Annotated in this window: 25 protein-coding genes and 1 pseudogene; 11 read left to right on the top strand and 15 right to left on the bottom strand. The window is 69.2% G+C overall.

Features of this window, described 5'->3' with window-relative positions; genetic code table 11:
• Window positions 1-29 precede the first annotated feature (29 nt).
• From FN829_RS07980 to FN829_RS07965, 4 genes are all read left to right on the top strand, one after another.
• Window positions 30-1,706: a sensor histidine kinase gene (locus FN829_RS07980; RefSeq protein ID WP_142986455.1), complete on the top strand. Its 1,677-nt coding sequence runs from the start codon at window positions 30-32 to the stop codon at window positions 1,704-1,706.
• Window positions 1,703-2,596: a hypothetical protein gene (locus FN829_RS07975; protein ID WP_142986454.1), complete on the top strand. Its 894-nt coding sequence runs from the start codon at window positions 1,703-1,705 to the stop codon at window positions 2,594-2,596. The genes FN829_RS07980 and FN829_RS07975 overlap by 4 nt, the downstream gene beginning before the upstream one ends.
• Before the next feature lie 232 nt (window positions 2,597-2,828).
• Window positions 2,829-3,287 (top strand): PaaI family thioesterase, encoded by a 459-nt coding sequence (locus FN829_RS07970; protein ID WP_142986453.1) that lies wholly within the window; start codon window positions 2,829-2,831, stop codon window positions 3,285-3,287.
• Between the two features lie 73 nt (window positions 3,288-3,360).
• Window positions 3,361-3,567, top strand: coding sequence for a hypothetical protein (locus tag FN829_RS07965; protein WP_142986452.1), 207 nt, complete (start codon window positions 3,361-3,363; stop codon window positions 3,565-3,567).
• 23 nt (window positions 3,568-3,590) lie between these two features.
• Here the strand turns inward: FN829_RS07965 and FN829_RS07960 are convergent, their stop codons facing one another.
• From FN829_RS07960 to FN829_RS07950, 3 genes are all read right to left on the bottom strand, one after another.
• Entirely contained in the window at window positions 3,591-3,821 is a 231-nt protein-coding gene (locus FN829_RS07960) for a hypothetical protein (RefSeq protein ID WP_142986451.1), read from the bottom strand.
• A gap of 61 nt (window positions 3,822-3,882) precedes the next feature.
• A complete protein-coding gene (locus tag FN829_RS07955; RefSeq protein WP_142986450.1) occupies window positions 3,883-5,076 on the bottom strand; it encodes a glycosyltransferase family 4 protein in 1,194 nt (397 codons plus the stop codon).
• 1 nt (window position 5,077) lies between these two features.
• Window positions 5,078-5,851, bottom strand: a complete 774-nt coding sequence (locus tag FN829_RS07950; protein WP_142986449.1) for a GTP cyclohydrolase III — start codon at window positions 5,849-5,851, stop codon at window positions 5,078-5,080.
• Between the two features lie 156 nt (window positions 5,852-6,007).
• Here FN829_RS07950 and FN829_RS07945 point away from each other — a divergent pair, with 156 nt between their 5' ends.
• The 4 genes from FN829_RS07945 to FN829_RS07930 all read left to right on the top strand — a co-directional run bounded on the left by FN829_RS07945 (window position 6,008) and on the right by FN829_RS07930 (window position 10,375).
• Entirely contained in the window at window positions 6,008-6,784 is a 777-nt protein-coding gene (locus FN829_RS07945) for an HAD-IIA family hydrolase (protein ID WP_142986448.1), read from the top strand.
• 344 nt (window positions 6,785-7,128) lie between these two features.
• Entirely contained in the window at window positions 7,129-8,532 is a 1,404-nt protein-coding gene (locus FN829_RS07940) for a DUF92 domain-containing protein (RefSeq protein ID WP_185955718.1), read from the top strand.
• A gap of 5 nt (window positions 8,533-8,537) precedes the next feature.
• Window positions 8,538-9,011, top strand: coding sequence for a GNAT family N-acetyltransferase (locus FN829_RS07935; protein ID WP_142986584.1), 474 nt, complete (start codon window positions 8,538-8,540; stop codon window positions 9,009-9,011).
• A 713-nt stretch (window positions 9,012-9,724) separates the two neighbouring features.
• Window positions 9,725-10,375 (top strand): HVO_0476 family zinc finger protein, encoded by a 651-nt coding sequence (locus tag FN829_RS07930; RefSeq protein ID WP_142986447.1) that lies wholly within the window; start codon window positions 9,725-9,727, stop codon window positions 10,373-10,375.
• A 77-nt stretch (window positions 10,376-10,452) separates the two neighbouring features.
• On the opposite strand, the gene FN829_RS07925 is transcribed toward FN829_RS07930, so the two are convergent.
• Window positions 10,453-11,769 carry an ArgE/DapE family deacylase gene (locus tag FN829_RS07925; RefSeq protein WP_142986446.1) on the bottom strand — a complete coding sequence of 439 codons (1,317 nt, stop codon included), beginning with the start codon at window positions 11,767-11,769 and terminating at the stop codon, window positions 10,453-10,455.
• 127 nt (window positions 11,770-11,896) lie between these two features.
• Here FN829_RS07925 and FN829_RS07920 point away from each other — a divergent pair, with 127 nt between their 5' ends.
• Window positions 11,897-12,574, top strand: coding sequence for a TIGR00266 family protein (locus FN829_RS07920; RefSeq protein ID WP_142986445.1), 678 nt, complete (start codon window positions 11,897-11,899; stop codon window positions 12,572-12,574).
• An 82-nt stretch (window positions 12,575-12,656) separates the two neighbouring features.
• Here the strand turns inward: FN829_RS07920 and FN829_RS07915 are convergent, their stop codons facing one another.
• From FN829_RS07915 to FN829_RS07890, 6 genes and pseudogenes are all read right to left on the bottom strand, one after another.
• Window positions 12,657-13,733 carry a metal ABC transporter permease gene (locus FN829_RS07915; RefSeq protein WP_142986444.1) on the bottom strand — a complete coding sequence of 359 codons (1,077 nt, stop codon included), beginning with the start codon at window positions 13,731-13,733 and terminating at the stop codon, window positions 12,657-12,659.
• Window positions 13,730-14,539 (bottom strand): metal ABC transporter ATP-binding protein, encoded by an 810-nt coding sequence (locus FN829_RS07910; protein WP_142986443.1) that lies wholly within the window; start codon window positions 14,537-14,539, stop codon window positions 13,730-13,732. Before FN829_RS07910 ends, FN829_RS07915 begins: the two co-directional genes overlap by 4 nt.
• Window positions 14,536-15,612: a metal ABC transporter substrate-binding protein gene (locus tag FN829_RS07905; RefSeq protein WP_142986442.1), complete on the bottom strand. Its 1,077-nt coding sequence runs from the start codon at window positions 15,610-15,612 to the stop codon at window positions 14,536-14,538. The genes FN829_RS07910 and FN829_RS07905 overlap by 4 nt, the downstream gene beginning before the upstream one ends.
• 354 nt (window positions 15,613-15,966) lie before the next feature.
• A pseudogene (locus FN829_RS07900) lies at window positions 15,967-16,435 on the bottom strand (nucleic acid-binding protein).
• Complete coding sequence (locus tag FN829_RS07895) at window positions 16,432-16,683, bottom strand: hypothetical protein (protein ID WP_142986441.1); 252 nt, start codon at window positions 16,681-16,683, stop codon at window positions 16,432-16,434. The pseudogene FN829_RS07900 and the gene FN829_RS07895 overlap by 4 nt, the downstream one beginning before the upstream one ends.
• A gap of 646 nt (window positions 16,684-17,329) precedes the next feature.
• The gene (locus tag FN829_RS07890) at window positions 17,330-18,373 is read right to left on the bottom strand and encodes a hypothetical protein (RefSeq protein ID WP_449272321.1); all 1,044 of its coding nucleotides are present in this window, start codon (window positions 18,371-18,373) and stop codon (window positions 17,330-17,332) included.
• A 156-nt stretch (window positions 18,374-18,529) separates the two neighbouring features.
• Between FN829_RS07890 and FN829_RS07885 the strand changes: the two genes are divergently transcribed.
• Window positions 18,530-19,363 (top strand): geranylgeranylglycerol-phosphate geranylgeranyltransferase, encoded by an 834-nt coding sequence (locus FN829_RS07885; RefSeq protein WP_142986439.1) that lies wholly within the window; start codon window positions 18,530-18,532, stop codon window positions 19,361-19,363.
• A gap of 132 nt (window positions 19,364-19,495) precedes the next feature.
• On the opposite strand, the gene yciH is transcribed toward FN829_RS07885, so the two are convergent.
• From yciH to FN829_RS07860, 5 genes are all read right to left on the bottom strand, one after another.
• Window positions 19,496-19,789 carry a stress response translation initiation inhibitor YciH gene (yciH, locus tag FN829_RS07880; RefSeq protein ID WP_004046732.1) on the bottom strand — a complete coding sequence of 98 codons (294 nt, stop codon included), beginning with the start codon at window positions 19,787-19,789 and terminating at the stop codon, window positions 19,496-19,498.
• 102 nt (window positions 19,790-19,891) lie between these two features.
• Complete coding sequence (locus FN829_RS07875; protein ID WP_142986438.1) at window positions 19,892-22,165, bottom strand: transglutaminase TgpA family protein; 2,274 nt, start codon at window positions 22,163-22,165, stop codon at window positions 19,892-19,894.
• Window positions 22,162-23,328, bottom strand: a complete 1,167-nt coding sequence (locus tag FN829_RS07870) for a DUF58 domain-containing protein (RefSeq protein ID WP_142986437.1) — start codon at window positions 23,326-23,328, stop codon at window positions 22,162-22,164. Before FN829_RS07870 ends, FN829_RS07875 begins: the two co-directional genes overlap by 4 nt.
• 4 nt (window positions 23,329-23,332) lie before the next feature.
• Window positions 23,333-24,394 (bottom strand): AAA family ATPase, encoded by a 1,062-nt coding sequence (locus FN829_RS07865; protein ID WP_185955717.1) that lies wholly within the window; start codon window positions 24,392-24,394, stop codon window positions 23,333-23,335.
• A gap of 237 nt (window positions 24,395-24,631) precedes the next feature.
• On the bottom strand, window positions 24,632-25,960 hold the full coding sequence (locus FN829_RS07860) for a dihydroorotase (protein WP_142986436.1): 1,329 nt from the start codon (window positions 25,958-25,960) through the stop codon (window positions 24,632-24,634).
• A gap of 116 nt (window positions 25,961-26,076) precedes the next feature.
• Between FN829_RS07860 and FN829_RS07855 the strand changes: the two genes are divergently transcribed.
• On the top strand, window positions 26,077-26,562 hold the full coding sequence (locus tag FN829_RS07855) for a hypothetical protein (protein WP_142986435.1): 486 nt from the start codon (window positions 26,077-26,079) through the stop codon (window positions 26,560-26,562).
• Window positions 26,563-26,589: the final 27 nt, after the last annotated feature.

The following is a 26,589-nucleotide window of genomic DNA, read 5'->3' as shown; positions in this document are numbered from 1 at the left end:
TGCCGGTCCTTGGGCTGGTTCCGGTATCGATGAGCGACCCGACCGCGCTCCCGGTCCAGGCGTATCTCCTCGCCTGTCTGCTCTCCGGAGTCGTCGGGCTCTTTCTCGGGCGGGTCGCATGGCGTGAGCGCGACGAGCCGGGCGGGCTCGAAGTCTCACTCTACCTGGGCTGTGGCGGCGTCGTCGCCGTGCTGTACGCGCTCAGAGTCGCGAGCCCGAACCCGCTCGTGATGATCGGCGCGCTCCAGACCGCGACGCCGTTCTTCGCCGCGATGCCCGCGCTCTGGGTCGCGTTCGCGTTCGCGTACGCCGGCCGCGACGAGTGGCGGACCGAGCGCCGGCTGATCGGGCTCGCGACGCCGGCGTTCATCTGGGTCCTCCTGGCGTGGTCGAGTCGGACGCACGGACTGGCTCGGTCGTCTTTCGATCCGATCGTCGAGGGGCCGTTCACGCTCGTACAGACCGGACTCGGTCCGGCGGGACTCGCCTTCCTCGCGTACGCCTACGGGCTGTACGTCGCTGGTATCCTCGTGATCGTCGACCTCTACCGTCGAACCGGGAACCGCTACCGACTCCAGACGTTCGTCGCCCTGCTCGGAACGCTGTTTCCACTTCTCGCCGGCATCGCGACCGTCTTCGACTTCGGAAGCTATCCGACGGTCGACTGGACTCCCGCGGCGTTCGTCGTCCACGGCGTGTTCCTGTACGGCGTGGTGTTCTGGCTCGGTACCCTCGACGCCTCGGTCGTCGCGCGGGACACGGCGGTCGAGGTCATGCAGGACCCCGTGATCGTGGCCGGCTCCGACGGGCGGATCCGCGACCTCAACCCCGCCGCGGAGCGGATCCTTCCGGATGATGCGGTCGGTGAGTCGCTTTCGACGGCGTTCCCCGATCTGGAGTCCGGCGACGAACACCCGATCACCATCGACGGCCGCCAGTTCGACATCCAGGAGGACCCGATCACGGACCCGCGCGGGACGGACCGCGGCCACGTCTTCCTCCTTCGGGACGTGACGGAACGGGAGCGCCGACAGGCGGCGTTGGAGCGCCGAGAGCGACAGCTCGAGCGGCAGAACGAGCGGCTCGAGGACTTCGCTGGCGTGGTCAGTCACGATCTCCGGAACCCGCTCGCGGCCGCGACCGCGGCCGTCGAGTTGGCGCGTCACGGCGACGGCGACGACGACGCGTTGGAACGGGCCGCGGACGCACACGAACGGATGGACGATCTGATCGAGGGACTCCTCTCGCTCGCCACCGCCGGCCGGGCGGTCGACGGGGTCGAACCCGTCTCGGTCGACGCGACGGTTCGAACCGTCTGGTCGCGGCTCGAGACGGGTTCGGCGACGCTTCTCGTCGAGGACGGCGACGAGACGGTGTTGGCCGACGCCGATCGGCTCCGACAGCTCGCGGCCAACCTGTTCCGTAACGCCGTGGAGCACGCCGGCGAGGACGTGACCGTTCGCGTTCGTACGGAGCGGAGCGACGGCGGTGTCGCGCTCCGGGTCGCCGACGACGGGCCCGGAATCCCGTCCGACGAACGGGACCGCGTCTTCGAGCGCGGCGTCTCGCTCGACGACGGCACGGGTCTCGGACTCGCGATCGTCGGCGACATCGCCGACGCGCACGGCTGGTCGGTCCGCGTCGTCGACGAGGCCGACGGAGGGGCGTGCTTCGAGATCGACGGGATCGAGGTCGCTCCGAAGTGACCGCACCGATTCGGATCCCCGCGGAGGTCGTCTCCCGTTACCGGCGGTTCTCGCGGTTCAACTCCCCGTACCCAGCACACGACACCGGGTGTGCGGTCGATCTCTATCCTCCCGGCGGGGACGGTATCTCACCCGTCGCCGGCATCGTCCGGGAGACGCACACCGTCGGCTGTCCGGAGCGATCGTACGCCGCGTCCGAGGACCACCTGATCGTCGTCGACCTTGACGAGGAGTGGTGTCGGCGGACCGACGCTGAACCGGGAACGCTCGCGCGGATCCTTCACGTGACTCCGAGCGTGGAACCGGGCGATCGGGTCGAAGTCGGCGACGCTCTCGGACCGATGACGCGATCCGGCTTCTTCGGTCGGTGGGTCGACGATCACGTCCACCTCGAGTTCCGGTCGCCCGGGACGAACGCGCTCCGAGCGAGCGGATCGCTCCCGATCGGCGTGGACGTGAACGTCACCAGCGTCCCTTGGGACGGCACCGGGGTGGTCGTCGAGTGCGGGCCGAGCCACGTCACGCTGGACGGACCGGCACATCCGGATCCGGGCGAGCGGTTCGCGGCGATCGGGAGCGACGAGGGCGTCCCGCTCGACGGCGGGCTCGCGCACTACGCGGGCGGCGGCGCGTTCGCGACGCTCGACGCCGGCGAGAGCGTGTCGCTGTGGGGAACTCGAACCGGCGTCGCCACCGACCGAGGGATCGAGTGGAAGCCCATCGACGTGACCGCGAACGGGGAGCGCGTCACCGGACTGTCGCTGTTCGCGGCTCGAGACGCCGATTACGGCGCGAAGGTGGTTTGTCTGGGCCACGAGTTCGCGATCGGCGACCACGTCTCGATCGACCTCGCGGCGAGCGACGACCCGATCCGACTCGGCGTCGGGTGAAGTGGCGGCGTCCGGCGGGTGATGGTACGGATTCCGGCCGCACTTCGAGAGAACGTGTCGGGCGAACAGCCGGCGCTCGGAGTCGTGTTCCGCGGCGGTGCGCCGGGCTCCCGTCTCGGCCGCCGCGGACGGTTCGTCAGGTCACGGGGAGGCTGGTTCGGGATCGGATATGAATCGACGGGTCGCTGGCACGGATCCGGGGATACAAACGGACCGGTGGCGATCTCCGGGCATGGACGAAGAGGACGTCTCGGAGATGGATCCGCTCTCCGCGGAGGCGGTGTCGGTCATGAAACGCCGGATCGAGGAGGAGCACGGCTACCTCTCGTGGCTCAACACGTCGGTCGACGTCGTCGAGCGCGGGCGGATGGTGCTGTCGATCCCGTTCGATTCGAAACTGACGAACGCGGACGGACGGACGATCCACGGCGGCGTCGCGGCGACGCTGATCGACACGGCGGGCGGACTCGCTCAACGGACCGCCTTCGAGGATCCGCTCTCGGGCGGCGTAGCGACGGTGAATCTCAACACGAACTACCTCCGGCCCGCGAACGGCGACCTCGAGGCGGAAGCGACCGTCGTCCGGTCGGGCGGGTCCATCGGTGTCAGCGAGATGTCGGTGACGAGCACGACGGAGAACGGTTCCTCGGAGGTCGTCGTCGGGCAGGGCTCGTTCCGGCTCTTCCGGTGAGCGTCCCGGCGGAATCGCCTCACGTCGACGCGTCCCCGAAGGACTATACCGGGCACCCGCCACTCTCCGAGCGATGTCTTCCGAGGAGCCGACCGTCCCGATCGTGTGTACCGATTGCGAGACGGAGACGCGAGTCCCGCTCTCGGACGTTGCCGACGCGCTCTCCCGACATAACGAGGGGAAACACGGCGGCGAAGAGGTGGCCGAGGTCGATCCGGGGCTCAAAGACCAGTTGGCCGACCTCGTCGCCGACGACCTCGGGCTGTTCGAGGAGGGCTGAGACCGACGCCGCGAGGCTCGGACTCAGTCGTCGTTCGCCAGCGCGCCCTCGGGGTGACCCTTGTGCTGGAGGTTCCGGTTGTCTCGCTTCTCGACCGCGGTCGCGGGGATCACTCCGTCCACTTCCGATCGAGGGCGACCGGTGTAGCCGTGGTCCGGGGTCTCCTCACAGTGAGCCATGGCGTCGTGAGCGCCCTCCCACGGTCCGGCGTCACACCCCTCCGCCGTACAGACGAAAACTATCTCTTCTGACATGCTATCCGGCCGTTTCCCGCATGAATATAAAAACCTCACATGCGAATTATCAGTCGTGAGATCAGTGTGGCCCGGAGGTCTCGAGCGACCCGGAACGCGTCTGTCCGTCGACGATCCCGCGGAGGAACCGCCGGACGCGATCGCAGGTCTCCTCCCAGGTGGGGTGCGTTCGGAAGGTCTCGCGGGCCGCCTCGCTCGACCGGCGAAGGCGGTCGCGGTCGCGCGCGAGCGGCTCGATCGCGTTCGCGACCGCCCCGGCGTCGCCGGGGGGGACGAGCGCGCCGTTGTGGTCGCCGACGAAGTCGCTCGCGCCGCCGTTCGCCGAGGCGATCGCCGGCAACCCGAAGGCCATCCCTTCCAGATACACGATCCCGAACGGCTCGTACCGGGACGGGACCGCGAGAACGTGCGCCGAGCGCAGTTCCTCCCGGAGGGCGTCGTCGTCGACGCGGCCGGCGAACGCGACGCGGTCCGCGACTCCGTGTCGGTCCGCGAGCGCCCGCAGCGACGCGACGTGATCGGGCGCGACGTCGGTGTCGCCGACGACGCGGAGCCGCCAGTCGATCCCGTCGTCGAGACGCGATAGCCCCCGTATCAGGGTCGCGATCCCCTTCCGCGGGGTGACGTTACCGACCGCGATCACCCGGAACGGGTCTCGGGTCAGCCGGTCCCCCGAGAGCGCCGGAGCCGTCCCGAGTCGATCGCCGGCGGGAGGCGCGACGACGCCGGGGAGCGATGTTCCGGCCGTTCCCTCGGTCCACTCCACGACCTCAAGCCCGCACAGATCGGCGACCGCTTCCCGCGTCGGGCGGCTGTTGAACACGTACGCGTCCGCGGTCCGGAGGTAGTCGCGTTCGATCGCCCGAACCGCCCGGTCGCCGACGGATTCGCCGACGACCGCCGACCGGAGGTAGTGGACCAACGCGACCACCGGCGTTTCGACTCGGCGGTTCGCGAGGAACAGCGAGGGGCCACAGTAGGCGTCCTCGAGGACGACGTCGAAGCGTTCGAGCCGGTCGACGAGTCCGGGTGCGAGGTTCGTGAGAAGCGACCGCCGGTAGGATCGCTCGGGCAGCGAGACGACCTCGACCGTCCAACCTCGGTCCGCGAGGTGGTCGGCGAGCCGGCGGTCGTAGAGGAATCCCCCGGAGCGGGAATCGAGATCGCCGTAGACGACGATCCCGACGCGGGGGGCGTCCGTGTCGCTCCCGGCGTCGACGCGGCCGGGATCGGGGCCGCCGCCCCGACCGTCCATCTCAGTCGCTCGCCGCCGGCGCGCCGAACAGTTCGACCGCGGTCCCCGCGTGGCGGCAGTCCTCCAGCGCGTGTTTGGCGGCGAAGCCCGCCTCGTGGGCGGATTCTCCTCTCCCGACGCCGACCTGGAGCTCCACGTCGACGTCGGCGACGACGTGGTCGACCGCGTCCGCGAACGCGGCCTCGGGCATGTCCGGGCAGACGGCGATCACGTTGTCGCCGCCGACGAAGAAGGAGAGTGCGCCGTGTTCCCGTCGGAGGTGCCGCATCAGCGAGGCGTACGCTCGCTCGATGTCGATGAACGTGTCGAACTCGTTGAGCCGGTCGGTGTACTTGCCGGTCACGTTCACCACGTCGAAGTGGGCGATCTGGACGTCTCCGGGGCTCCTCTCGGTCAGGTACTCGCCGGCGAGCACCTCGGTCCGGCCCTCGTCCTGCGCGCTTCCCTCGGTCTGGAGCCGGGCGTTGGCCGCCTCGAGGGCGTCGATCGGCCGATCGCTTACGGCCGTCCCGAGGCTGACGGTCACCGGGTAGCGGTTGCCGATCGATTCCTGGAGCGTGGCGTGGGCGTCGCCGTCGACCCCGTTCGTCACCGCGATCATGTTGTCGAAGCGGGTGAAGAAGGCGTACCCGTCGCGGTGGCCGAGGAACTCGGCGATGTCGGCGAAGAGCCGGGACTGGAGGCTCTGGAGGTCCATCTCCCGGCGGGGCTCCGGCGTCACCGTCCACGGCCCGTAGTTGTCGATCTGGACGAGGGTCACCTGAGTCGTCGTCACAGTACACCTCGATTCGGACCGCCGCCGCTTTACCCTTCCGTTATCCCGTGAGTGCGACCGATCACGATATTGGAACGAACCTGCCACTCGGCCGGTCGACGGCCCCAACGCGCCGCCGAGCGCAACCCATACGGCGACGGCGGCCCAGGGACGGACATGGACTTCTCCGGTGCCGTCCTCGACGTCGACGGGACGGTCGTGCGCGGTGACGACCCGATACCCGGCGCACCGTCGGGCTACCGCCGGCTTCGCGATGCCGGCGTCGAGATCCTGTTCGTCTCGAACAACCCGACGAAGGCGCCGCCGGCGTACGTCGATCGGCTGGGTGCGGCGGGGTACGACGCGACCGCGGACGACGTGATCACCGCCGGGAGCGTGACCACGGCGTACCTCCGCGAGCACCACGCTCGCGACGATCTGCTCTGTCTCGGCGCGCCCGGCCTGCTCGAGCAGTTCGCCGACGCGGGGCTCTCGACGACGGACGACGTCGACGCCGCGGACGCGCTCGTCGCCTCGATCGACCGGTCGTTCGACTACGACGACCTCTGTGCGGCGCTGTGGGCGCTCGATCGGGGGATCCCCTTCATCGGCACGGACCCCGACGTGGTCATCCCCGCGGCCGAGCGGGACGTTCCCGGGTCCGGCGCGGTGATCCGGGCGGTCGCGGCCGTCGCCGGGCGCGACCCGGACGTCGTCCTCGGAAAGCCCTCGGATCCCGCCATCGAGACAATTCGAGAGCGGCTCCCGTACCCGCCCGAGGAGTGTCTCGTCGTCGGCGACCGCCTCGATACCGACGTCGCGCTCGGCGCGCGCGCCGGCATGACCACCGTCCTCGTGCTGTCGGGCGTCACTAACGAGAACGACCTCGCGGCGAGCGACGTCGAACCCGACCACGTCCTCGACCACCTCGGCGAGATCGACCGGGTGCTCTGACCGCGCCGGAACCGGTCGTTATTTCCGCATAGTTTATGTAGGAGTACGGTAACTACCGAAGTATGACAGCGGTTGACTCACACGACGCGACCGCGGACGACGACGAGCCCGATTCCGAAAACGAGATCCGGGTCATCGAGGGTCACGCGGTCCAGTTCAACGAGTACCGGTACTGAGCCGCGGGGAGTCCGTTCGTATTTCCGTTCTCCGGTGTGAGTTCCTCGAGTCGGCCGAGCCGTCGTCTCTCGCGTTCTCCGTCCGCTCCCGTCGTTCAGCCGGCCGCCGCCGGATCGCGCCGCCCCGCTGTCGGGAGGGTTAAGTGGTCGTCGCGGATACTCGTCGGTGTGTATCGGAGGGTCAGGCGAGCGAGCGTGTTCGCCGCGGTGGCCGCGCTCGCGGCGTTCTCGCCGGCGGTCGGCACCGCCGCCGTCGTCCCGTTCCTTCTGGCAGCCGCCGTGTTCCTCCTCGCCATCCGCGACGGCGAGTGGTTCGAGACCCTCGCACTCCCGGGCGACAGGGAGGAAGAGCGACTCTACGGCGTCGGCGCGTTCTCGCTCGCGCTCGCCGGGCTCGCCGCCGTCGCCACGTTTCCACCCGTTCCGCTGCCCGCCGGAGCGTTCGCGTCGGCCGCGCTCGCGGTCGGCGGCGGCCGTCTCGGTCGCGAACTCGTCCGGACTCGCTCCGACGACGAGTTCCGGCTCGTCGCCGGCTACCTCGTCGCCGGCGGCGTCGCCGCGGTCGCCGGACAGGTCGTCTCCGACGGGACGGCCGAACTGATCGTCTCCGGGAGCGGGTTCGGCGCGCTCATCGGCTCGCTCGTTGGCTCGCTCCCAGAGTTCGCGTTCCTCGGCGCCGTCGCGGTGCTGACGGCGGCGCTGGTCCGCTCGCTCGTGTACGCGCGGGACGCCCACATCACGGTCGTCGTCGTCGCGCTGATCGCGTGGGGATTCACTGCGCTCGACCCGACCGTGACCGCCGTCGGCGTCGTCGCGGCGCTCGCCGTGACGGCCGCGCTCGGCTACGCCTCCTACGCGCTCGGGGCCGCCTCGGTGCCGGGGATGCTCACCGGAGTCCTGCTCTCGCTTCTCACCGTCGTGCTCGGCGGCGTGGCCTGGTTCCTCACGCTGATGGCCTTCTACGCCGTCGGCGGGCTCGCCTCGAAGTACCGGTTCGACGAGAAGGCCGACCGCGGGGTCGCCCAGGAGAACCAAGGCGCGCGCGGGACGGGGAACGTCCTCGCCAACTCCGCGGTCGCGCTCGTCGCGCTCCTCGGCTACGCCGCGGCCCCGCACGTCGCCGTCCCCGAATCGGTCTTCCGGCTCGCGTTCGCAGGCGCGATCGCCACCGCGATGTCGGACACGCTCTCCTCGGAGATCGGCGGGCTCTTCGACGATCCGCGGCTGATCACGACGCTCCGGCCGGTGGAACCGGGGACAGACGGCGCCGTGACGTGGCAGGGCGAGGTCGCCGGCCTCGTCGGGGCGGCGCTGATCGCCGTCCTCGCCACGGCTCCCTTCCCGGCGGTCGCCCCCGTCGTCGGCGGCGGCGTCCTCCGCCCCGGCGGAGTCGTCGTTCTCGCGGGCGTGTTCGGTATGACCGTCGACAGCGCCCTCGGCGCGTTGATCGAGGGAGATCGGATCGGTAACCAGGCCGTGAACTTCCTCGCGACGCTTTCGGGCGCGGCCCTCGCGGTCGGCGTCGGCGTCGGCGTCGCGGTCGGCGTCGCGGTCGGCGTCGCGCTCTGGTGACCCGGATGACCGATCTCGACGCCCACTCCGACCCGCGCGTTCGGCGGATCCGCCCCGCCGACGCCGGCCGTGTTCGATCCCTCCAGCAACACCTCCGTGAGCCGAGTTCGGACCTGCTGGAGTACGGGGTCGCGATCGGGTCGGGATTCGTGAGCGTCTCCGAAACTGATTCGGTCGCGGGAGATGGCTCGATCGCGGGGAGTGGTTCGGTCGTCGGCTACGCGCTCCCGGTGGACGCGGCGACCCGTCCCGGCTGTCACCTCGCGGAACTCGTCGTCGATCCCGACTTCCGACGAGAGGGTCGTGCCCGCGGGCTCCTCGCAGCGGTCGTCGACGACGTGTCCGGCCCCGTGACGCTCCAGGCACATCCGGGAAACGACGCCGCACTCGCGCTCTACGAGACGTGCGGGTTCGACGTGGTCGATCGGCGGAAGGACGCGTACGCCGACGGCGACGCGCTCGTGTTGCGCCGAGAGTAGAGCGTGATCGTGGCGTCACGCACTCGGGAACGAGACGTGAGGATCCTGATCTCGTTTCGTGTCTGAATTGTGAACCATCTGTATGAGTTGGATGCCTATAGAGCGGGCGTTTCGTGAATTCTAGAGGTAATAAAAAAGAGATCGTTGCTGGGGCGGTGATCACGATCGCGGAGAACATCTCCAAAGCCCCAGTCGGCTCCGGTTGAGGGCCTCGCTGCGGTCCTCGTCGCTCACTATGTTCGCTCCTGCGGTCCTTACGTCGGCCGTCTTCCCGGAGCCGACTGCCCCTTTGAGTCCCACCCGGCCGCAACCGCCCAGCACCTCAGACCTCCCCAGCCTCGCGGTTCGCGCTCTCCGAGCGCTCACCGCGTCCCTCACGGACTGCTCGCGCCCGCGGGGCGCTCGCAGGCGCGCCACCACGATCGCTCGTTCTTTCATCTGTAGTGAGCATCCGCGAGCGAAGCGAACGGTTCACCGACGGAGCCGTCGAAGACGGCGGAGTCGGCTTTTTCCCTCCAGGTTTTTTCGAGGAGTGGTTCCCGAAGCGAACGCAGTGAGCGAGGGCACCCGACGATGAAAAAGGTGGCTGTACTGAGCGATTCCTGTTTGGGTAGAAAATCTCCTATGACACTCTCCCGTACACGGCTGGCAGTGGCACGCACACGGGACCTAGGGGAGCGGATATTTACGCGCGCGGCGGGAACGACGCCGTAATGACCGAAACCGGAGACCGAGTCGGTCTCGTCTGCCCGTCGTGTTCGCCGGGCGAGGAGACCGTCCACGAGGTGTTGAAACCCGGCGGCCAGGCCACCGTCCGGTGTACCGACTGCGGCCACACGCACAAAGCCGAGATCCCCGAAACGGAGACCATCGACCTCACGATCGTCGTCTCGCAGGGCGGCGACTCCTTCACCACCGAGATGGAGGTTCCCGCCGAGGGCGGCGTCGAGACCGGCGAGGAGTTCGTCGTCGACACCGAGGACGCGCTGATGCAGGTCCGGATCACCGGCATCGAACTCGGCCCCGAACACCGCGTCGAAGACGCCGCGATCACCAGCGTCGAGACGCTGTGGACCCGCGCAGTCGACAACGTCGCCGTCGACGTCACGCTCCACCCGAAGGACGGGGACGCCGACAGGACCCGATCGGTTCGCGTGAACGTCCCCGGCGACATGGAGTTCGTCGTCGGCGAGACCGTCGAGTTCGGCGACGAGGAGTTCACGATCGAGGGGCTCCACATCCGCGAGGACGCCCCCGAGTACCGCCACGAGAAACTCGATCACGCCGGCGACATGGCGTACGCGAAGGACCTCAAGCGGATGTACGGCCGCGATGAGAGCCTGACCGCCTGGTCCGCCTGGTAGGCTCGGACCGGCTGATCGGCGCGCCGACGGACTCCGCGGAACCGACGCCATTTCACGTCACCCCGAATCACCTCGACTCAGGCCACCCCGCACCAATCGATCATCGTGAGCGCGTGGATCTCGGCCGTCTCCACCAGCGAGTCGATCTCGACGAACTCGTCGGCCCCGTGCCCGTTTCCTCCCTCCGGACCGACGCTCGGCGTCGGGATCCCGTAATATCGGTTGTAGAACCGCTCGTCGTTGCCGCCGAGACCGCCCCGGTGTTCCACGCTCCCACCGGTGACGTCCTCCGTCTCCTCGCACACGAGGCGGTAGAAGTCGGTCTCGAAGTCGATCTCGTGCGGGTCCGTGCTCCAGCCGAACCACTCGATCTCCGGGGGATGCTCGCTCAGCCACTCGTCCCCGGCCGCGACCTCCGCGACGACTTCCTCCACCTCCTCGCGGACCGCGTGGCGGTCCATCCTCGCACTCGGCGGCCACCCGACCCGGAACTCCATGACCGCCTCGCCGGGAACGGTCGACGTCCACGATCCCGGGACCTCGACGTTCGTCAGGCTCAGGTTGGCGGTGCTGCCCGCCGCCTCGGGGTACTGGTTGAGCGCGGGGCCGTAGTCCTCGATCCGGCCGTTGAGTTCGTTGTGGTACGCCTCAAGCGCCCGGTACACCTCGAACGCCTTCCCGACGGCGTCGACGCCGAGGAACTTGTAGGCGGTGTGTGCCGTCTTTCCGGGAACGATGACGCGGAAGTACAGCACGCCCGCGCTGGCGACGCCGACCCTCGGGACGCCCGAGGGCTCGGCGACGATCGCGGCGTCGGGACGGTAGCCACGCTCCAGCGCCGAGAGGACGCCGCCGACCCCGCCGGCCTCCTCCTCGATCGTCGTCTGGAGCGTCAGTTCGCCGGCGAGGTCGATGCCGAGGTCACGGAGACACTCGTAGGCGTGGACGAATGCGGCGATGCCGCCCTTCATGTCCATCGTCCCCCGACCGTACATTCGCCCGTCCTCGACCGTGGGATCCCACGGATCGTACGTCCAGTCGCCGACGGGATCCGGATTGACGACGTCGACGTGGCCGCTCATCACGAGCGAGCGGCCCCCCTCGCCGGCCGCCTCGTCGACCGCGGCGACGTTCTCACGACCCTCGTATCCGTACTCCCGATACGCCGTCGTCTCGAAGAACCCCGGATGCTCCTGGAGGGCGTCGGCGTCCGGTTCCCAGGCGTCCACGGCGAGGTCGAGATCGCGGAACTTCGCCTTCATCACCTCCTGTGCCGGCCTCTCCTCGCCGGGAAGCGATCGGGCGGAGACGAGCTCCTCCAGAAACGCCACCAATCGATCTCGGTTCTCCTCGACGTGCTCGCCGATCGCCTCTCGTGAGACATCCGTTGTCATGCCAGATCACTGCGATCGGGCGGTCATAAATCGACCGGCGGGCGGAACCGTTTCGGAGCGGGACCCATCGGGCCGCCGAGGCATCAATTTAAGTACTAATCCGCGGAATTCATCCGCGGAGATCCCCATGGAGTACGATTTTACCCACAAGCCGTCGTACACGCACCTGATCGTCACGCTGGAGCCCGGAGAGTCGATCGTCGCCGAGCCGGGCGCGATGGTCGGCCACTCCGCGACCGTCTCGATGGACACCGGTACGAGCCGGGACGGCCTGCTCAGTTCGGCGAAGTCGCTCCTGGGCGGGGAGTCCGCCTTCGCCAACGAGTTCACCGCCGAGGGCGGGACGGGGACGGTGACGTTCGCTCCGCCGTCGCCGGGCGACGTCGCGGCCCACGAGCTTCGCGATGAGACCCTCTACACGGTCGACGGCGCGTTCCTCGCGGCGACCGACGGGATCGACATCGACTCCGAGATCGGCGGCCTCAAGTCGATGCTCGGCGAGGCCAGCCTGACGCCGCTGGCGTTGAAGGGAACCGGCACGGTCTTCGTCGACTCCTACGGCGGCCTCGAGACGATCGAACTGGACGCCGGCGAGTCGTACGTCCTGGACAACCAACACCTGGTCGCCTGGGACGACACGATCGACTACTCGATCGAGCGCGTCGGCGGCCTCAAATCGAGCCTCCTCGGCGGCGAGGGGCTCGTCTTCGAGTTCTCCGGGCCGGGGACGGCCTGGTACCAGACGCGCGACATGGACGCGCTGGTGTCGGTGCTCGCGCGGCGGATGCCGAGCCAGGGGGAGTAACGGAGGGGAACGCGCCGATCGCGAGGGGTCGATACCCGCTCGTGGCCGTCGCTCGGCGAATCGCCCTCACTGACGGTTCCCGTTAGTCGTCCCCCGTCTCGGTGCCGACATCGACGCTATCTGCCTCGATGCTACCCATCTCGGGCGCGTCCCGTTCGCCGCGGGCGGACTGGACCTTGCCCAGCGCGACGGCGCAGACGTAGATCCCCACGGCGACGAGGACGATGATGCCTCCGGCCGTGACGCCGCCGTAGTAGGCGACGGCTATGCCCAGCAACACCGCGAGCTCCGCGAGGACGACCGAGACGACGAGCGATTCGGAGAAACTACGGGACACCTGGGTCGCGCCCGCGACCGGAACCACGAGCATCGCCGCGACGAGGATGACCCCCATGATCTGCATCGCGCCGACGACGACCATCGCCGTCAGCATCACCATCACCCGGTTGTACCAGTTGACGGAGATTCCGGAGACGGCGGCCGCGGTCTCGTCGAACGTCACGTACAGGAGCTGGTTGCGCGTCACGGCCACCGTCCCGACGATGACGACGAACAACACCAAGAGAATGGCCGCACTCTGGGGCGACACCGTGGCGAGGTTGCCGAAGAGGAACTGGTTGACGCCGACGGCGAGCCCACCCGCGTTGAGGCTGATGAGCGTCGTTCCCAACGCGAACCCGGTCGACAGGACGATCGCCATCGAGACGTCGTTGTAGGCGTCCGTGACCTCCGAGATGAGTTCGATGAACAGCGCGGCGATCATCGCCACGACGACGGCGGTGAGATAGGGCGAGACACCCAGATCGAAGACGGCGTTCAAGAACAGCCCGATGGCGACCCCAGCGAACCCGGTGTGAGCCAGCGCGTCGCCGATGAGCGCGAGCTGTCGATGAACGAGGAACGTCCCGATGAGCGGCGCCATCACGCCGACACAGAGCCCGACGAGTATCGCCCGGTGCATGAACCGGTAGCGCGGGTTCAGCATCTCCAGTCCGGTGAAGTAGTACACCCAGTCCATCAGCCAGTACCACTGATCGAGGAACCACAGGAGGATCCCGAACACCGAGTCGCCGAGTCCGCTCTGAAGGGGGAGTACGAGCGCCGGATCCGCGGTGGCGAGGCCGCTCGCCGCGAGCACGGCCACCACGCCTGCGCTCATTCTCTCACCCCCGTGAGAAGCCGTGCTTCGGCCCCGAACGCTCGGACCAGCGCGTCGCTTTCGACGAACTCGTCGGTCGAACCGTCGAAGTAGATCTCGCGATTCAGACAGACGGCGCGGTCGGCGTGCTCGACGACCGCCCCGAGGTCGTGCTCGATGAGGATGATAGTGATCCCCTCGGCGTTGAGCGCCGCCAGCAGGTTATAGAAGGCGTCGACCGACTCGGCGTCGACGCCGACGGTCGGCTCATCCAGCACGAGCAGGTCGGCCTCGCTCGCCAGTGCCCGCGCGATGAACGCGCGTTGACGTTGGCCCCCGGAGAGCTGCGTGACGCGTCGGTCGGTGAACGCGCTCATCCCGACGGTCGCGAGCGCGTCGTCGACGATGGCCCAGTCCTCGCTCGACAGTCGGCCGAACCTGACGTGCGGGAATCGCCCCATCTTCACCACCTCGCGGACGGTGATGGGCATCCCCTTCGCGGCGCTGGCCTGTTGGGCGACGTAGCCGATCCGCTCGCCGTCGTCGAAGCGATCGGCACGTTCGCCGAACAGCCGTGCCGTGCCCGCGTCGGGCTCAAGCAGACCCAACATCAGTCGCATCAGCGTCGATTTTCCCGAGCCGTTCGGCCCCACGACGGCGACGTACTCACCCGGATCGATGGTCAGCGACACGTCCTCGACGACCGGCGTCGCCGTGTAGCCGAACGTGACGCCGGAGAGGTCGACGACCGGCCCGTCCTCGGAGGTGGCGGTCTCGCCCTCTGCGCGTCCGGCGACGGTCGCGCGGTCCGCGTCGTTCGCGCTCATACCGGCTCGAAGTTCCGCCACTGTTCGACCCAGCCGTCGGTCGGGGCCGCGTCCTCGGGCGTCTCGTTGCCGAGGACGATCTCGAACGTGGGCATGTTGATGTTGTACGCGATCTCCTCGTACCCCCAGTTCTCCTCGACCCACTCCTCGCGGACGCCGGCATACGGCGTCACGGGGAAGTACGCCTTCACGCCCGTCTCGCGGACGAGTTGCTGGGCCGGGCGCTGGGACTCGAAGACTCCGTTGGCGATGTACTCGATGTCGTTCTCGCGGATGACCGCCTCCGCTTCCCGGATGTCCGCGGGCTTGACGTCGCCGCTCGCCGCGAGACTCGTCACCAGCGGTCGCATTCGCACGCCGTAACGCACCCCGATGTACTGGAAGGCGTTGTGCGCGGCCAACTGGACGACGTCGCGCTCGGCTCGGTCGAAGACGGCCTCGTAGTCCGAGTCGATCCGTTCGAGCACCTCGGAGTTGTACGTCTCGGCGTTCTCGCGGAAGGCGTCGGCGTGTTCCGGGAAGACCTCGGCGAACCCGTCGGCGATGTTGTCGACGGACGCCATCGCGCGTCGAGGATCCAGCCAGAAGTGCGGGTCCTTCCCGCGTTGAGCGCCGACACCTTCCTCCTCACGATCGAGGGACGCGGCGAGATCCACCAAGTCGATTCCCTCCCGGGCGTTGATGAGCGCCGTGTCCACGTCGTCACCTTCGATCGTTCGGATGGCGCGATCGGCCCAGGGTTGGAAGTCTTCCCCGACGTGAACGAACGCGTCCGCCTCGATGACGCGCCGGGTGATGCTGGCGTTGGGCTCCCAACCGTGACCGTGTAGCCCCGTCGGAACGAGGTTCTCCACCGTCAGCGGGGTACCCTCGGCGATCTGCCGTCCGAAGTCGAAGAAGCTGAAGAACGAGGCCACGGCGACCGGCCCGTCGCTGCCGTCCTCGCCTCCGGCCTGTCCCGGAGCGCTCGGCAGTGCCGTACAACCGGATAACCCCACGACTGTCGCGGCACCGCCGGCGCGTAGCGCGTCCCGTCGCGTGACTGCTCGTCCGGCGCCCTTTCCGTGTGTCATATAATGGCGCCGAATATATTAATTAGACTCATCTAATCTATTGTTATCCGCTAGCATATTTATATGTTGTGCTCTCAAAAGAAGGTTGGACGGACCATACGTCGCCGGCGGAATGGATACCTTCCAAGCCAGTTGAACGAACGAGAGACGACTCCGTGACTCGCCGGGAAAAACGTCCTCTAAACGCGCTTTCCGAGAGTTATCGGCGCGGTGCCGTGGGATTCCCACGTCTTCAGGCGCGGGTGGATGTCAAAGGACGAACGGTGGTCCTACACTCGTCGGCCTCGGCACTCACGACTCACGATCTATCCATTAGTGAATGTGTTTAGCGCGTCTATAGAGCCGCTCGTCCCGCTACTGGTCGTCCAGCATCTGGATGCCGCGCTCCACAACCGCTTCGGTCACGAAGAGACTCGTCTCACGCTGGAGTGCTCGCATACGCGATGCCGCTTCGTCCCTGTCGAGCGATCCGCGGCCGTAACCGAGCGCGATGACGCCGATAGAACCGCGCACTTCGACGCCTGCGTCGGATGCCGTCTCTCGGGCGGCGAGGTCGTTGGTTAGGAGAACAATTCCCCCCTTCAGCGACCGCGATCGCGGCGCGTTCTCCGGCGTCCAGTTCTTCAGTTCCGACTCGGCTTTCGTCGGCTTCGACGAGTTCGTACGAGAGGTCGGCCAACCCGTCTGGAACACCACCGGCGTCGATCTCCTCGTACACCGTTTCTGGAACGAGGAGTGTGTCGAACGTCGCGAGGAGTTCGAGTGAACCGATTTCGGCGAGGTGAATGAGCGGTCCAGCGTCCGAGACAGCCGCAAGCGTCACGCGTTCAGGCCCCAGTCGACGTCTTCCTCGACGACCTCGCGCTCTCGGTCCGCTCGCTCGACTTTCGTCCGACCGACGCGATCGATGGCCTCCTCGCGATCGAGCTCGCCGTCGAGGTACCGCGCGAGAACGAGGTCCTCCAACAGGTCTTCGAGACCGCGTTCGAGTGCCCGCTCGAATACCTCGGACTCCGGAAGGCCGCGAGCCTCAGCGATTTCTCGAACCCGGTCGGAAATTTCGGCGGCCATGAAACACGATTGCTCGGCAACGTTCTTAAATCCGTGTCTGCCTGTTCGGCGAGAACCTGACTGGGGCTTAGGTCTACCGTGGCCACAACCAGATGTCCTCAGAAATCCCTTCTACCGTCGAAAATGGCGGCCTCGGCACTCATAGGGCTCGTCGTGGCCGGGTGCCGAGTCCGGCTCGGAGCGGTGGATCGTCATCGGCCGTTCGGCGCTACTCGTTCGGGCGTCTAAAAGGGTCCGACGTGAGGTCACTCCTCCACGTGACACGACCCCGCGTACCCGTTCCACTCGTCGGTCCCGTTCGGGATCCGTCGCGTGTCCGTCGGGTCGAACGTCGCGGCCGCCCGCGCGACCGCCTCGGCCGCCGTCGGTAGTTCGTCGTCCGTGTCGTCCGTCTCGTGATCTCCGCGCCCGACGGGAACCGCACCCGCCGGGTCGGGTTCCGATCGCCGATCAGTCGTGTACTACGGATGCCACACTCACTCCTAGGCCACTATCCTTAATAATTGTTCGTGTAGTTTCGAACGTTGCCGCCGCACGAACGCCGTCGATACGTGAACGACGTCGGCGTGGCCTCGGCTCACGGGAGGTGAAACCGGGAACCGATCGGAAGGGCGCGGGCGAGGGCGGGCGAGGACGGTCGTCCCGGTCAGTCCTCGGACTCGGGGGACGCCTCGGCCGCCTCCGTCTCCGCGGAGCCGGCGTCGCCGTCCGCGCCCTCCTCGGAGCGGGCCGCCACCAGTGCGCCGCTGGCGACGCTGTACATCGGCTCGTCGGGCGAGCGGACGCCGCTTATCGAGAACGGGATGTTCGCGTCCGCGAGGTGGTCGGCGAAGAGGTCCTCGAAGCCGTTCGGGCTGGAGGTGCCGCCGGTGACGACGACGGGCACGTCGAGGCCCTCCTCGACGTCCTCCTCGTCGACCTCGCGCGTGATGTTCTCGATGACGTAATCGAGTAAGTTCTCGTAGTAGATGGCGAGCGCGCCCTCGACGCCGCCGACGTCCGTGCGGAAGTCGAGCTCGAAGTCGTCCTCCTTGATGCTCGTGACCTTGTCGACGGGCGTCCCGGTCGCCTGCGCGGTCTGCTCGTCGACCCAGTCGCCCCCGCGGGCGATGGAGAACTTCATCACGGGCACGGCGTAGTAGGCGAGACAGACGTTCGTCATCCCCGCGCCGAAGCTGATCCCGAGCCCCGTGAAGTTGTTGTCGGCGAGCTCGGAGTAGATGACGGCCATCCCCTCGTTGATCGGCTCGGGGTCGTATCCCATGTCGCCGAGCATCGACTCGAGCGTCTTCTCGTGATACAGCGTCGTGAGCGGCGAGTCGATCGGGTCGGCGGGGCTGGAGTAGAACAGCCGCTCGTTGGGGCGGGAGGGCTCGCCGACGACCTGCTCGGTGATGAGTTTGATCATCGGGATCGCCGAGGACTCGTCGCTCGATAAGATCCCGTGTTGCATCGGCCGCCGCGTTTCCTTGTTGAAGATGTTCGCGAAGTTGAGCGCGTCGTCGCCGACGACGTACACCTTGTCGTCCTTCCGGATGTGGAGGACCTCGCTTCGGGAGAGCATCTGTTCGGCCATATCGCTGTACTCGATCTCGACGAACGAGTTGCGCTGCTGTACGAACACGGTCTCGGAGCCCTCCTGTCGCCCCGAGAGGATGTTCATCGTACCGACGTCCAGGCCTTTAGCCATGTGCGTCCGTTTCATTCCACATGGCATAAACGTTAGTGAGCGCCAGGGGGATCGAATCCCCGTCGACCCGTTCGTCGAGTGACCGGAGCCCGCGTCGTCGGTGGCCGGACCGATCCCGCGTCGTTTATGTCGCGTGCGCCGGTGGACGGAAACGAGTTGAAAGACACGTTACGCGGGCTACTGGAGCTGACGCGGCCGGGGAACTGCGTCGCCGCCGGCGTGTTGACGGCCACCGGCGCGTTCGTGGCCGGGATCGGCGACGCGACGCTCGTCGCGGCGGTGGCGGTGGTCACGACCGCGGTCGCGGTCGCCGCCGGCAACGCGATCAACGACTACTTCGACCGCGAGATCGACGCGATCAACCGACCGGACCGCCCGATACCGCGCGGCGCGGTCTCCCCGCGTGGCGCGTTCGCGTTCTCGGTGGCGCTCTTCGGCCTCGCGATCGGTCTCGCCGCGCTGCTGCCGGTCGCGGCCCTCGCCATCGCCGCGGTCAACCTGGTCGCGCTCGTCACCTACACCACGGTGTTCAAGGGAACGCCGGGGCTCGGGAACGCCCTCGTCTCCTACCTCGTCGGCTCGACGTTCCTCTTCGGCGGGGCGGCCGTCGGGAGCCTCGAGGCCCCGTTTGCGCTGGCCGCGCTGGCCGCGCTCTCGACGTTCACCCGCGAAGTGATAAAGGACGTCGAGGACCTCGCCGGCGACCGCGAGGAGGGGCTCCGGACGCTTCCCGTCGCGATCGGCGAGCGCCGAGCGCTGTGGGTCGGGGCCGGAACCCTCGCCGTCGCCGTCGCTGTCAGCCCGCTCCCGTACCTCCTCGGCACCTTCGGTGCTATCTACCTCGTCGTCGTCGCGGTCGCGGACGCGGTGATGCTGTACGCCTGCTACGAGGGCTTTTCGGACCCGACCACCGCACAGAGCCGCTTCAAGTACGGGACCTTCCTCGCGACGGCGGCGTTCGTCGTCGGGCGCGCGGCGCTCCTGTTCTGAATGCGATCGTCTCTCTCCTCCCGAGAACGGTCGTCGCACCGATGACGACCGGCCCCTAGGGGGAACGGCCGCACGGCTCGCCGAACGTGAAAAACGGTGAAAAGCGCTCGACGACGGGTACTCAGGTGGCGGTCACGCGACGTTGAATCCCTTATCGCGGAGGAAGTCCTCCACGCGACCCGAGTGGTTCCCCTGTAGCTCGATGGCGCCGTCCTCGACGGTGCCGCCGCAGGCGAACTTCGATTTCAGGTCCGAGGACAGCGAACTCATGTCCACGTCCTTCGGGTCGAAGCCTTCGATGACCGTTACCTCCTTACCGTACCTGCGCTCGTCGATGCGGATGCTGATCTGCTGGGACTCCTTCGCGACGTCCTCGCAGACGCAGAGTTCCTGGGGCAGCCCGCACGTCGAGCAGACTTCCGACATTACAGTTCGAGAGTACAGGGTGCCCGTATTAAATAGTGTCGGCAGCCCGCCCGATCGGGCCGGCCTCCTCGATCCCGACGCGAACGGGTCCGAACCGGTCTCTCACTCCTCAGTGGTCGACTCCTCCTCGAAGAACCGGCCGACGAGAGGGGTCGACTCCAGCGCGATCCGTCGCACCGCCCGCCTCGCCGCGTCGGCCTCCTCGCGGGTCACGTCCCCGGCGTACGCCGCCCGCTCGTACGCCTCGCCCACCGCGTGGACCCGATCGTCGACGCCGCGCTCGCGGAGCGCCTCGAGGTACGCTCGCGGCGTCTCGCCCGCGCGACGCTCGCGGTACCGCCGCGAGAGGATCCGCTCGAGGTCCGCGAAGGCGCGTTTCGCGTCCGAACGCGGCGTCCGCGACCGACCCGGCAGTCGTATCCGCGCGGCGCGGTACGCCCGGTCGGTCGCGCCGACGTGGCGCGCGCCCGCGGTCGCGACGATCGCGACGAGGAGCCAGTATCCGAGGACCTCCCGCGAGGGGAGCGAGGGGCCGCCGTCATCGGCGGCCGCGGTGTCGAACGTGCCCCGGTCGGGACGCGCCTCCTCCGACACGGAATCGTTCACGGTCGAGCTCGTCCCGTCGAACGACGCGTTCCCGTCGTCGACCGTCCCGTTCTCGGTTGCGTTCGCGTCCGGGAAGCGGGTCGGCTCCTCCTGGACGACGGTGGAGATCTCGAAGCCGGAGCTGTTGGTGTCGATCCCCTCGACGCCGTCCGAGCGGGCCTCCGCGAGCCTGATCGAGCGGGCGAGGTCGCGCTCCGCGCCCGGCGTCGGGTCGAACTCGACCCACCCGTGCTCCGGGAAGTACACCGACACCCACGTGTGGGCGTTCTGTCCCCGGACCACGTATTCGTCGGAACCCACCTGCTGGCCGCTCGTGTAGCCGGTCTCGAGCCGCGCGGGCATGTCCTGTGAGCGCAACATCGCGACCATCGTCGTCGCGAAGTACGTACAGTAGCCGGCCGTCATCTCGAAGAGGAACGCGTCCGCGATGTCGCCCTCGGGGCGGTCTATCGTCAGCGAGTAGTCGTACTCCTCGATCAGGTGCGACTCGATCGCGGTCGCCTGGTCGTAGGGATTCTCGGCGTCCGCGTCAGAGAGTATCTCCGCGGTCCGCTCGCCCACGCGGTCGGGCGTGCTCTCGGGGAGCTGGGTGTACCGCTCCTCGATCGCCGGGTCGTAGTCGGTGCTCGCGTTCCGGAGCTCCGCCGGCGAGGCGTCGAGGACCCGGCTCTCGACGGCGACCCGGTCGCCCTCGAGTATCGGTCCGCCGGGGTGGATCGTCCCGCGCTCGTCGACCTGGGCCGCCTCCCCGATGACCCCGCCGACGGCGACCGCCTGCCACGGCGCGGGGATCGTCTCCAGGTCGGTCTCGGCCGTGAACGTCGACTCGACCGTCTTCGCGTCCCCCGGCGGCCCCGACAGCCGCCCGTCGAGCGGCCGCTCCTCGCCCGACCTGACCCACCCGTCGCCGGTGTAGGTGTCGTACGACGCCACGTGCCAGTTCCGCTCGACCGGACTCTCCATCGTGAACCGCACCTCGGGCGAGAGCTGCGTCGTCCCCACGATATCGAGCTCGTCGCCGCCGACGACGCTCGACTCCAGTCCCGGCGCGCCTCGGTCGACGGCCCACGGCTGTGCGGCGCCCGCCGGCAACACGGTCACCGTCGCGCTCGCGAGCACCATCACCGCGAGCACCGTCGCGAGGGTCCCGCCGTGGCTCCGGATCCCGCCGGGGACCGACACGGTCGAGAGCCCGACCGCGAGCGCGACGCCGACGACCCCCGCGAGCGTCACCGCGTCGCCCGCGTCGCCGGTGAGCACGAAGAACCCGAGGGTCCCGCCGGCCACCGTGACGGCGGCGACGTGACGGCCGCGCCCGGCGAGGTACGCCACGAGGAACGTCGGGACGGGCGCGATCACGAGTACCCACACGTCGACCGCCACGAGCCGGAGCACGGAGAGCCCGGTCAGGAGCGAGACCACGTCGAGGGCGACGGCCCCGAGCGAGCCGAGCGCGACGCGGCTGCCGGGGATCGTGAGGTAGTACCCGACCAGCCCGGCGACGAAGAGCGCGACCGTCAGCCGGATCGCGCTCCGCGGTGAGACGGTCCGCGCCAGCGTCGCCCCGCAGACGGCGGCGACCGCGACGACCGCCAGCAGCCTCGCCGTTCCGCCGACCACGTTCGTGACCGCGGCGAACGCGCTCACGTACGCGACGGCGGCGACGGCGACTCCGAGCGCGGCGGGCTCCGTGAGGCCGCCCGGGATCGCGTCGAACGGCCCGGTATCGGGGGGCGTCCTGGTCGACTCGTCGGGCGTTCGGCGCGTCATCGCCCGGCCCCTCCGCCGCCGATCCCTCCGTCGCCGGCCACGGCTTCGGACCGCCGGCCGGTTCGACCCCCGTCGCGGTCGCTGGGGGTCGAGCCCGCCGGACCCTTCGAGCCCGTCGAGGCGCTCGGGGCGCGACCTCTCCCGCTCGATCCGCTCGACGCGGCCGCCATCTCCGAGAACCGGACCGTTCGGTCCTCGGTCAGGATCCGAGCGTCGTCGCGCCCGGCGACGACCCGGACGTCAGCATCGCCGTCGATCGAGCCCGGACCGGTGCGTGCGGCGAGCTCGAGGAGTTCGCGTCGCCCGCGGGGACCGGGCTCGGCGGCGACCTCGCCGGCGGGAAGCCGCACGTCGACGGGGACGCCGTCGTCGAGGAGCGAGCACGCGAGGCTCGCGGTCGCGGTCGCGAGCGCGTCGGCCGCGTCCGCGTCGGCCGAGTAGCGCGTTTCGCCCGCGATCGACACCCGGCGGTGGTCGGTCTCGGCGGCGAACTCCTTGACGACGATCTCGTCGTGTTTGGCCGTCGCCGGCCAGTGGACGTCCCGGAGCGAGTCCCCGAGCGCGTACTCGCGGAGCCGGTCGAACTCCTCTCGCTGGCGACTGGACCCGAGCGTCTCGTCGGCGTACAGCCCCCGCCGGAACCACGCGGGGATCGCGCGGATCGCGGGGTAGACGACGACCCGGTCGCGCTCGTCGACGACGAGACGTCTCTCGAACAGCCCGAACACGTCGGTCGCCCGGACCTCGATCGGTCCGAGCCGCCGCTCGCCTCGCTCGAGAAGCCGGAGACGGTACGTCGCCGGCTCGACTCCCACGGCGGCCCGGACCGCGTCGCCCGTCGCGTGTTCGGCGGTCAGCCCGTCCTCGAGGCGGTCGCGGACGTCCGCGACGAAGGGGCGGTCGACGGGCGCGCCCGGCGCGCCGCCGTCGAAGTCGACGCGGACCTCGCGCACCTCGCCGGCGAACCCGTCGACGAGCCCCGACCGGCGGGCTCCCGGCGTCTCCAGCCGCGACATCTGGACGTAGCCGGCCGCGAGCGCGACGACGCCGGGGAGGACGACGGCGTTGAGCGACCGCCCCCCGACAGCGACGGCCATGACCGCGCCGGCGAGACAGACCGCGAGGACGACTCGACCGCGACGGGTGAGCGAGGCGTCGAACATCACCTCACTCCACCGGGATGCGGTCGAGCGCCTCCGCGACGACGTCGTCGCCGCCGGCCGCGCCGGCATCGGTTCGGATCCGGTGGGCGAGCACCGTCGGTGCCTCCGTCTGGACGTCGTCGGGGACCACGTAGCCGCGACCGTCGAGGACGGCCCTGACCTGTGCGGTTCGCAACAGCGCGAGGCTCCCGCGCGGGCTGACGCCGAGTGCCGCGTTTCGGCGCGTGTACTCCGCGAGCCGGGCGACGTAGTTCCGAACCGGCTCCCTGACCTCGACGGCCGCGACGGTCGCGCGGGCCCGTCGGACGTCCTCGAGGGTCGCGACCGGCTCGACCGCGTCGATCGGGTGGTCGCCGACGGTCCGGTCGAGGATCGCCGCCTCCGCCTCGACGTCGGGGTAGCCGAGCCGGATCTTCTTCGTGAACCGGTCGACCTCGGCGACCGGCAGCTCGTAGGTCCGACCCGGCTCCACGTCGTTCTGGGTCGCGATCACGCAGAAGGGGTCCGGAAGCGCCCGGGTGACGCCGTCCGTCGTCACCTGGTTCTCCTCCATCGCCTCGAGAAGCGCCGACTGGGTCTTCGGGGGGGCACGGTTGATCTCGTCGCCGAGCACGACGTTCGCGAACACCGGACCGGGCCGGAAGTCGAACTCGTCGGTGCGCTGGTTGAACACGTTGACGCCGGTGACGTCGGAGGGGAGGAGGTCCGGCGTGAACTGGACGCGCTTGAAGGAGGCGTCGACGGAGCGGGCGACCGCCTTCGCCAGCGTGGTCTTGCCCACGCCGGGGACGTCCTCGACGAGCAGGTGCCCGCGCGCGAGCACCGTGACGAGGACGTGTTCGACTGCCTCGCGTTTCCCGACGATCACCGACTCGACGTTCTCGACGAGCCGGTCCACCAGGTCGGCCGCGGCGTCGACGTCCAGCGCGGGTCGATCCGCGAGATCCGGGTTCGAGTCCCCCGGACCGACCGCGTCGTCGCCGGCGGTCGCGGAATCGGCGGCTGTCGTGGGGTCGTCGACGTCGGCCGCGTCGTCGACGCCGGTCGCGTCGGGCGAGTCGTTCATCGGTCTCCGACGTCCCCCGTCGTCGCGACGACGCTCGCTCCCCGACCGTAATGAACTATGTGAACACGACGCATGATGTGTCTCGTACACGATCGTAAGGGCAGGAACGGCATAGGCGTTCCGCCGGCGACGCGGCGTCGCCGACTAGTCGACGCGCTCGCACGTTCTCCCGATGGCGTCCGGTGCCTTCGTTGACGCTGCCGACATCCGGTTCCCCCGCTGACGCCGCCGACGTTGTTATCGCTCCCGGACGTTCCAGCCGACCGGGTCGCCGAACTCCTCCGCGCCGGTGATCGGGTCGCGCTCGTACACCGGCTCGCCGCGGACGACGGTCATCTCGGGGAACACACCGCGGGAGCCCTCGAAGGGCGTCCAGCCGCACTTCGAGTGGAGCGCGCCCGCCTCGATCTCCCGCGGGTTCGCCAGGTCGACGAGGACGAGGTCGGCGTCCGCTCCCTCCGCGATCCGTCCCTTCCGGTCGAGCCCGAAGATCGACGCCGGGTTGGCGGCGACCACGTCGCGGACGCGCTCGAGCGACAGCTCGCCCGTTCGGACCGACTCCAGGAGGAGGGGATACATCGTCTCGACGCCCGGCACCCCGCTCGGCGCGTCCGCGAGTCCGGTCCGCTTCTCGTCGACCGCGTGGGGCGCGTGGTCGGTGGCGACCACGTCGACGTCGCCGTCGCGGAGGCGTTCGAAGACGCCGGCCCGGCGCTCCTCCGACCGGAGCGGCGGGTTCATCCGGCCGAACGTGCCGAGCCGGCCGGCGTTCTCCCGCGAGAGGAAGAGGTGGTGCGGGGTGACCTCGCAGGTGGCGTCCACGCCTCCGTCGTCGGCCGCCCGAACCGCGTCGATCCCCTCAGGCGTCGACGTGTGCGCGACGTGGATCCGCCCCCCGGCGTCGTCGCCGACTTCCAGGGCGCGCTCGACGGCCGCCGCCTCCGCCGCCGCCGTGCGGTAGGCCGACCACGCGTCCGCGTTCGCGGCGGTACCGACCCCGCCGAGGTCGCCGTCGAGCGCCGACTCGTCGAACAGGGTCGCGTCCTCGGCGTGGACCGTCACCGGGACGTCTCTGGCGGCGGCCGCCTCGACCGCCTCGGCGAACAGGTCGGCGTCGATCCCCATCTCCCCCGTCGAATCCGCGAGGAACACCTCGCCGAGCGCGAACAGCGGCCGGTCGAACAGCGCGTCCGGGTCCCACTCGGGGGTGACGCCGCCGTTGATCCCGTAGTCGACGTGCGAGGCGGCCGCGAGATCGGCCTTCCGATCGAAGGCGTCGCCGTCGACGGTCGGCGGCGAGGTGTTCGGTTGGTCGACCACGGTCGTGACGCCGCCGGCGGCCGCGCTCCTCGAGCCGGTCTCCCACGTCTCCTTGTGGCTCCCGCCGGGCTCCCGGAAGTGGACGTGGACGTCGATCGCCCCCGGAAGCAGGTGTCGCCCGCGGCCGTCGACGACGCGCTCGCCCGCGACCGGGTCGAGCCCCTCCTCGACCGCGACGATCGTCCCGTCTCGGACCCGGACGTCCCGGACCCGCCCGTCGGCGAGTTCCGCGCCTGTGATGAGCATGCCTACGCGCTCGCGTCGCGCCGGTTAAACCGTGGTGGTCCGGCCGTCACCGGGATGGCGGCGGTCCGAGTCGACCGACCACAAAGCGTTTGCCTCGCCCGGTAGCCGTTCGAGACATGGCCCTCCCCTCCCTCGTCGACGGCGCGGTCGGCTGGCTCTGGACGCTCGTGCTGTTCGCGCTCCCCGGACTCGTCGCCGCGCTCCTCTGGTCCCCGTTCCCGATCTCGGCACGGTTTCGGGCGCTGTTTCTCGCGTTGCCGCCGCGTGGACGGCTCGTTCCCTCGTACGTCGGCGTCGCGTTGACGCTCTCGATCCCGTATCTCGCTGGCCTCCTGCTCACCGTCGGCCTCGTCGACTCGGCGGGTCCCGGGTGGAGCGAGGGATTCATGGACACCGCGCTGTTCGGCGGTATCGCCGTCGCGTTCGTCGCACCGACGCTCGCCGTGGTCGGACTGCCTCGGCTCGGCGTCGACTGGGACCCGACGGGGTACGGCCCCTCGACGTGGGCGTTGCTCGTCGCGGCCGGGCTGTGGTACGCGGTCGTCGCCGCAGTGCCGCTGGTCGCGCTCGCGATCGGGATGGCACTGCCCGGCGGGTACTGAGGGCGTCGAGAGGATCTTCGTTTACGG

The organism is Halorubrum cibi (genome assembly GCF_900182635.1).
Taxonomy (GTDB): Archaea; Halobacteriota; Halobacteria; order Halobacteriales; family Haloferacaceae; genus Halorubrum; species Halorubrum cibi.
The sequence above is the reverse complement of the archived record's forward strand: the minus strand, read 5'-3'. Positions and strand labels throughout refer to the sequence as shown.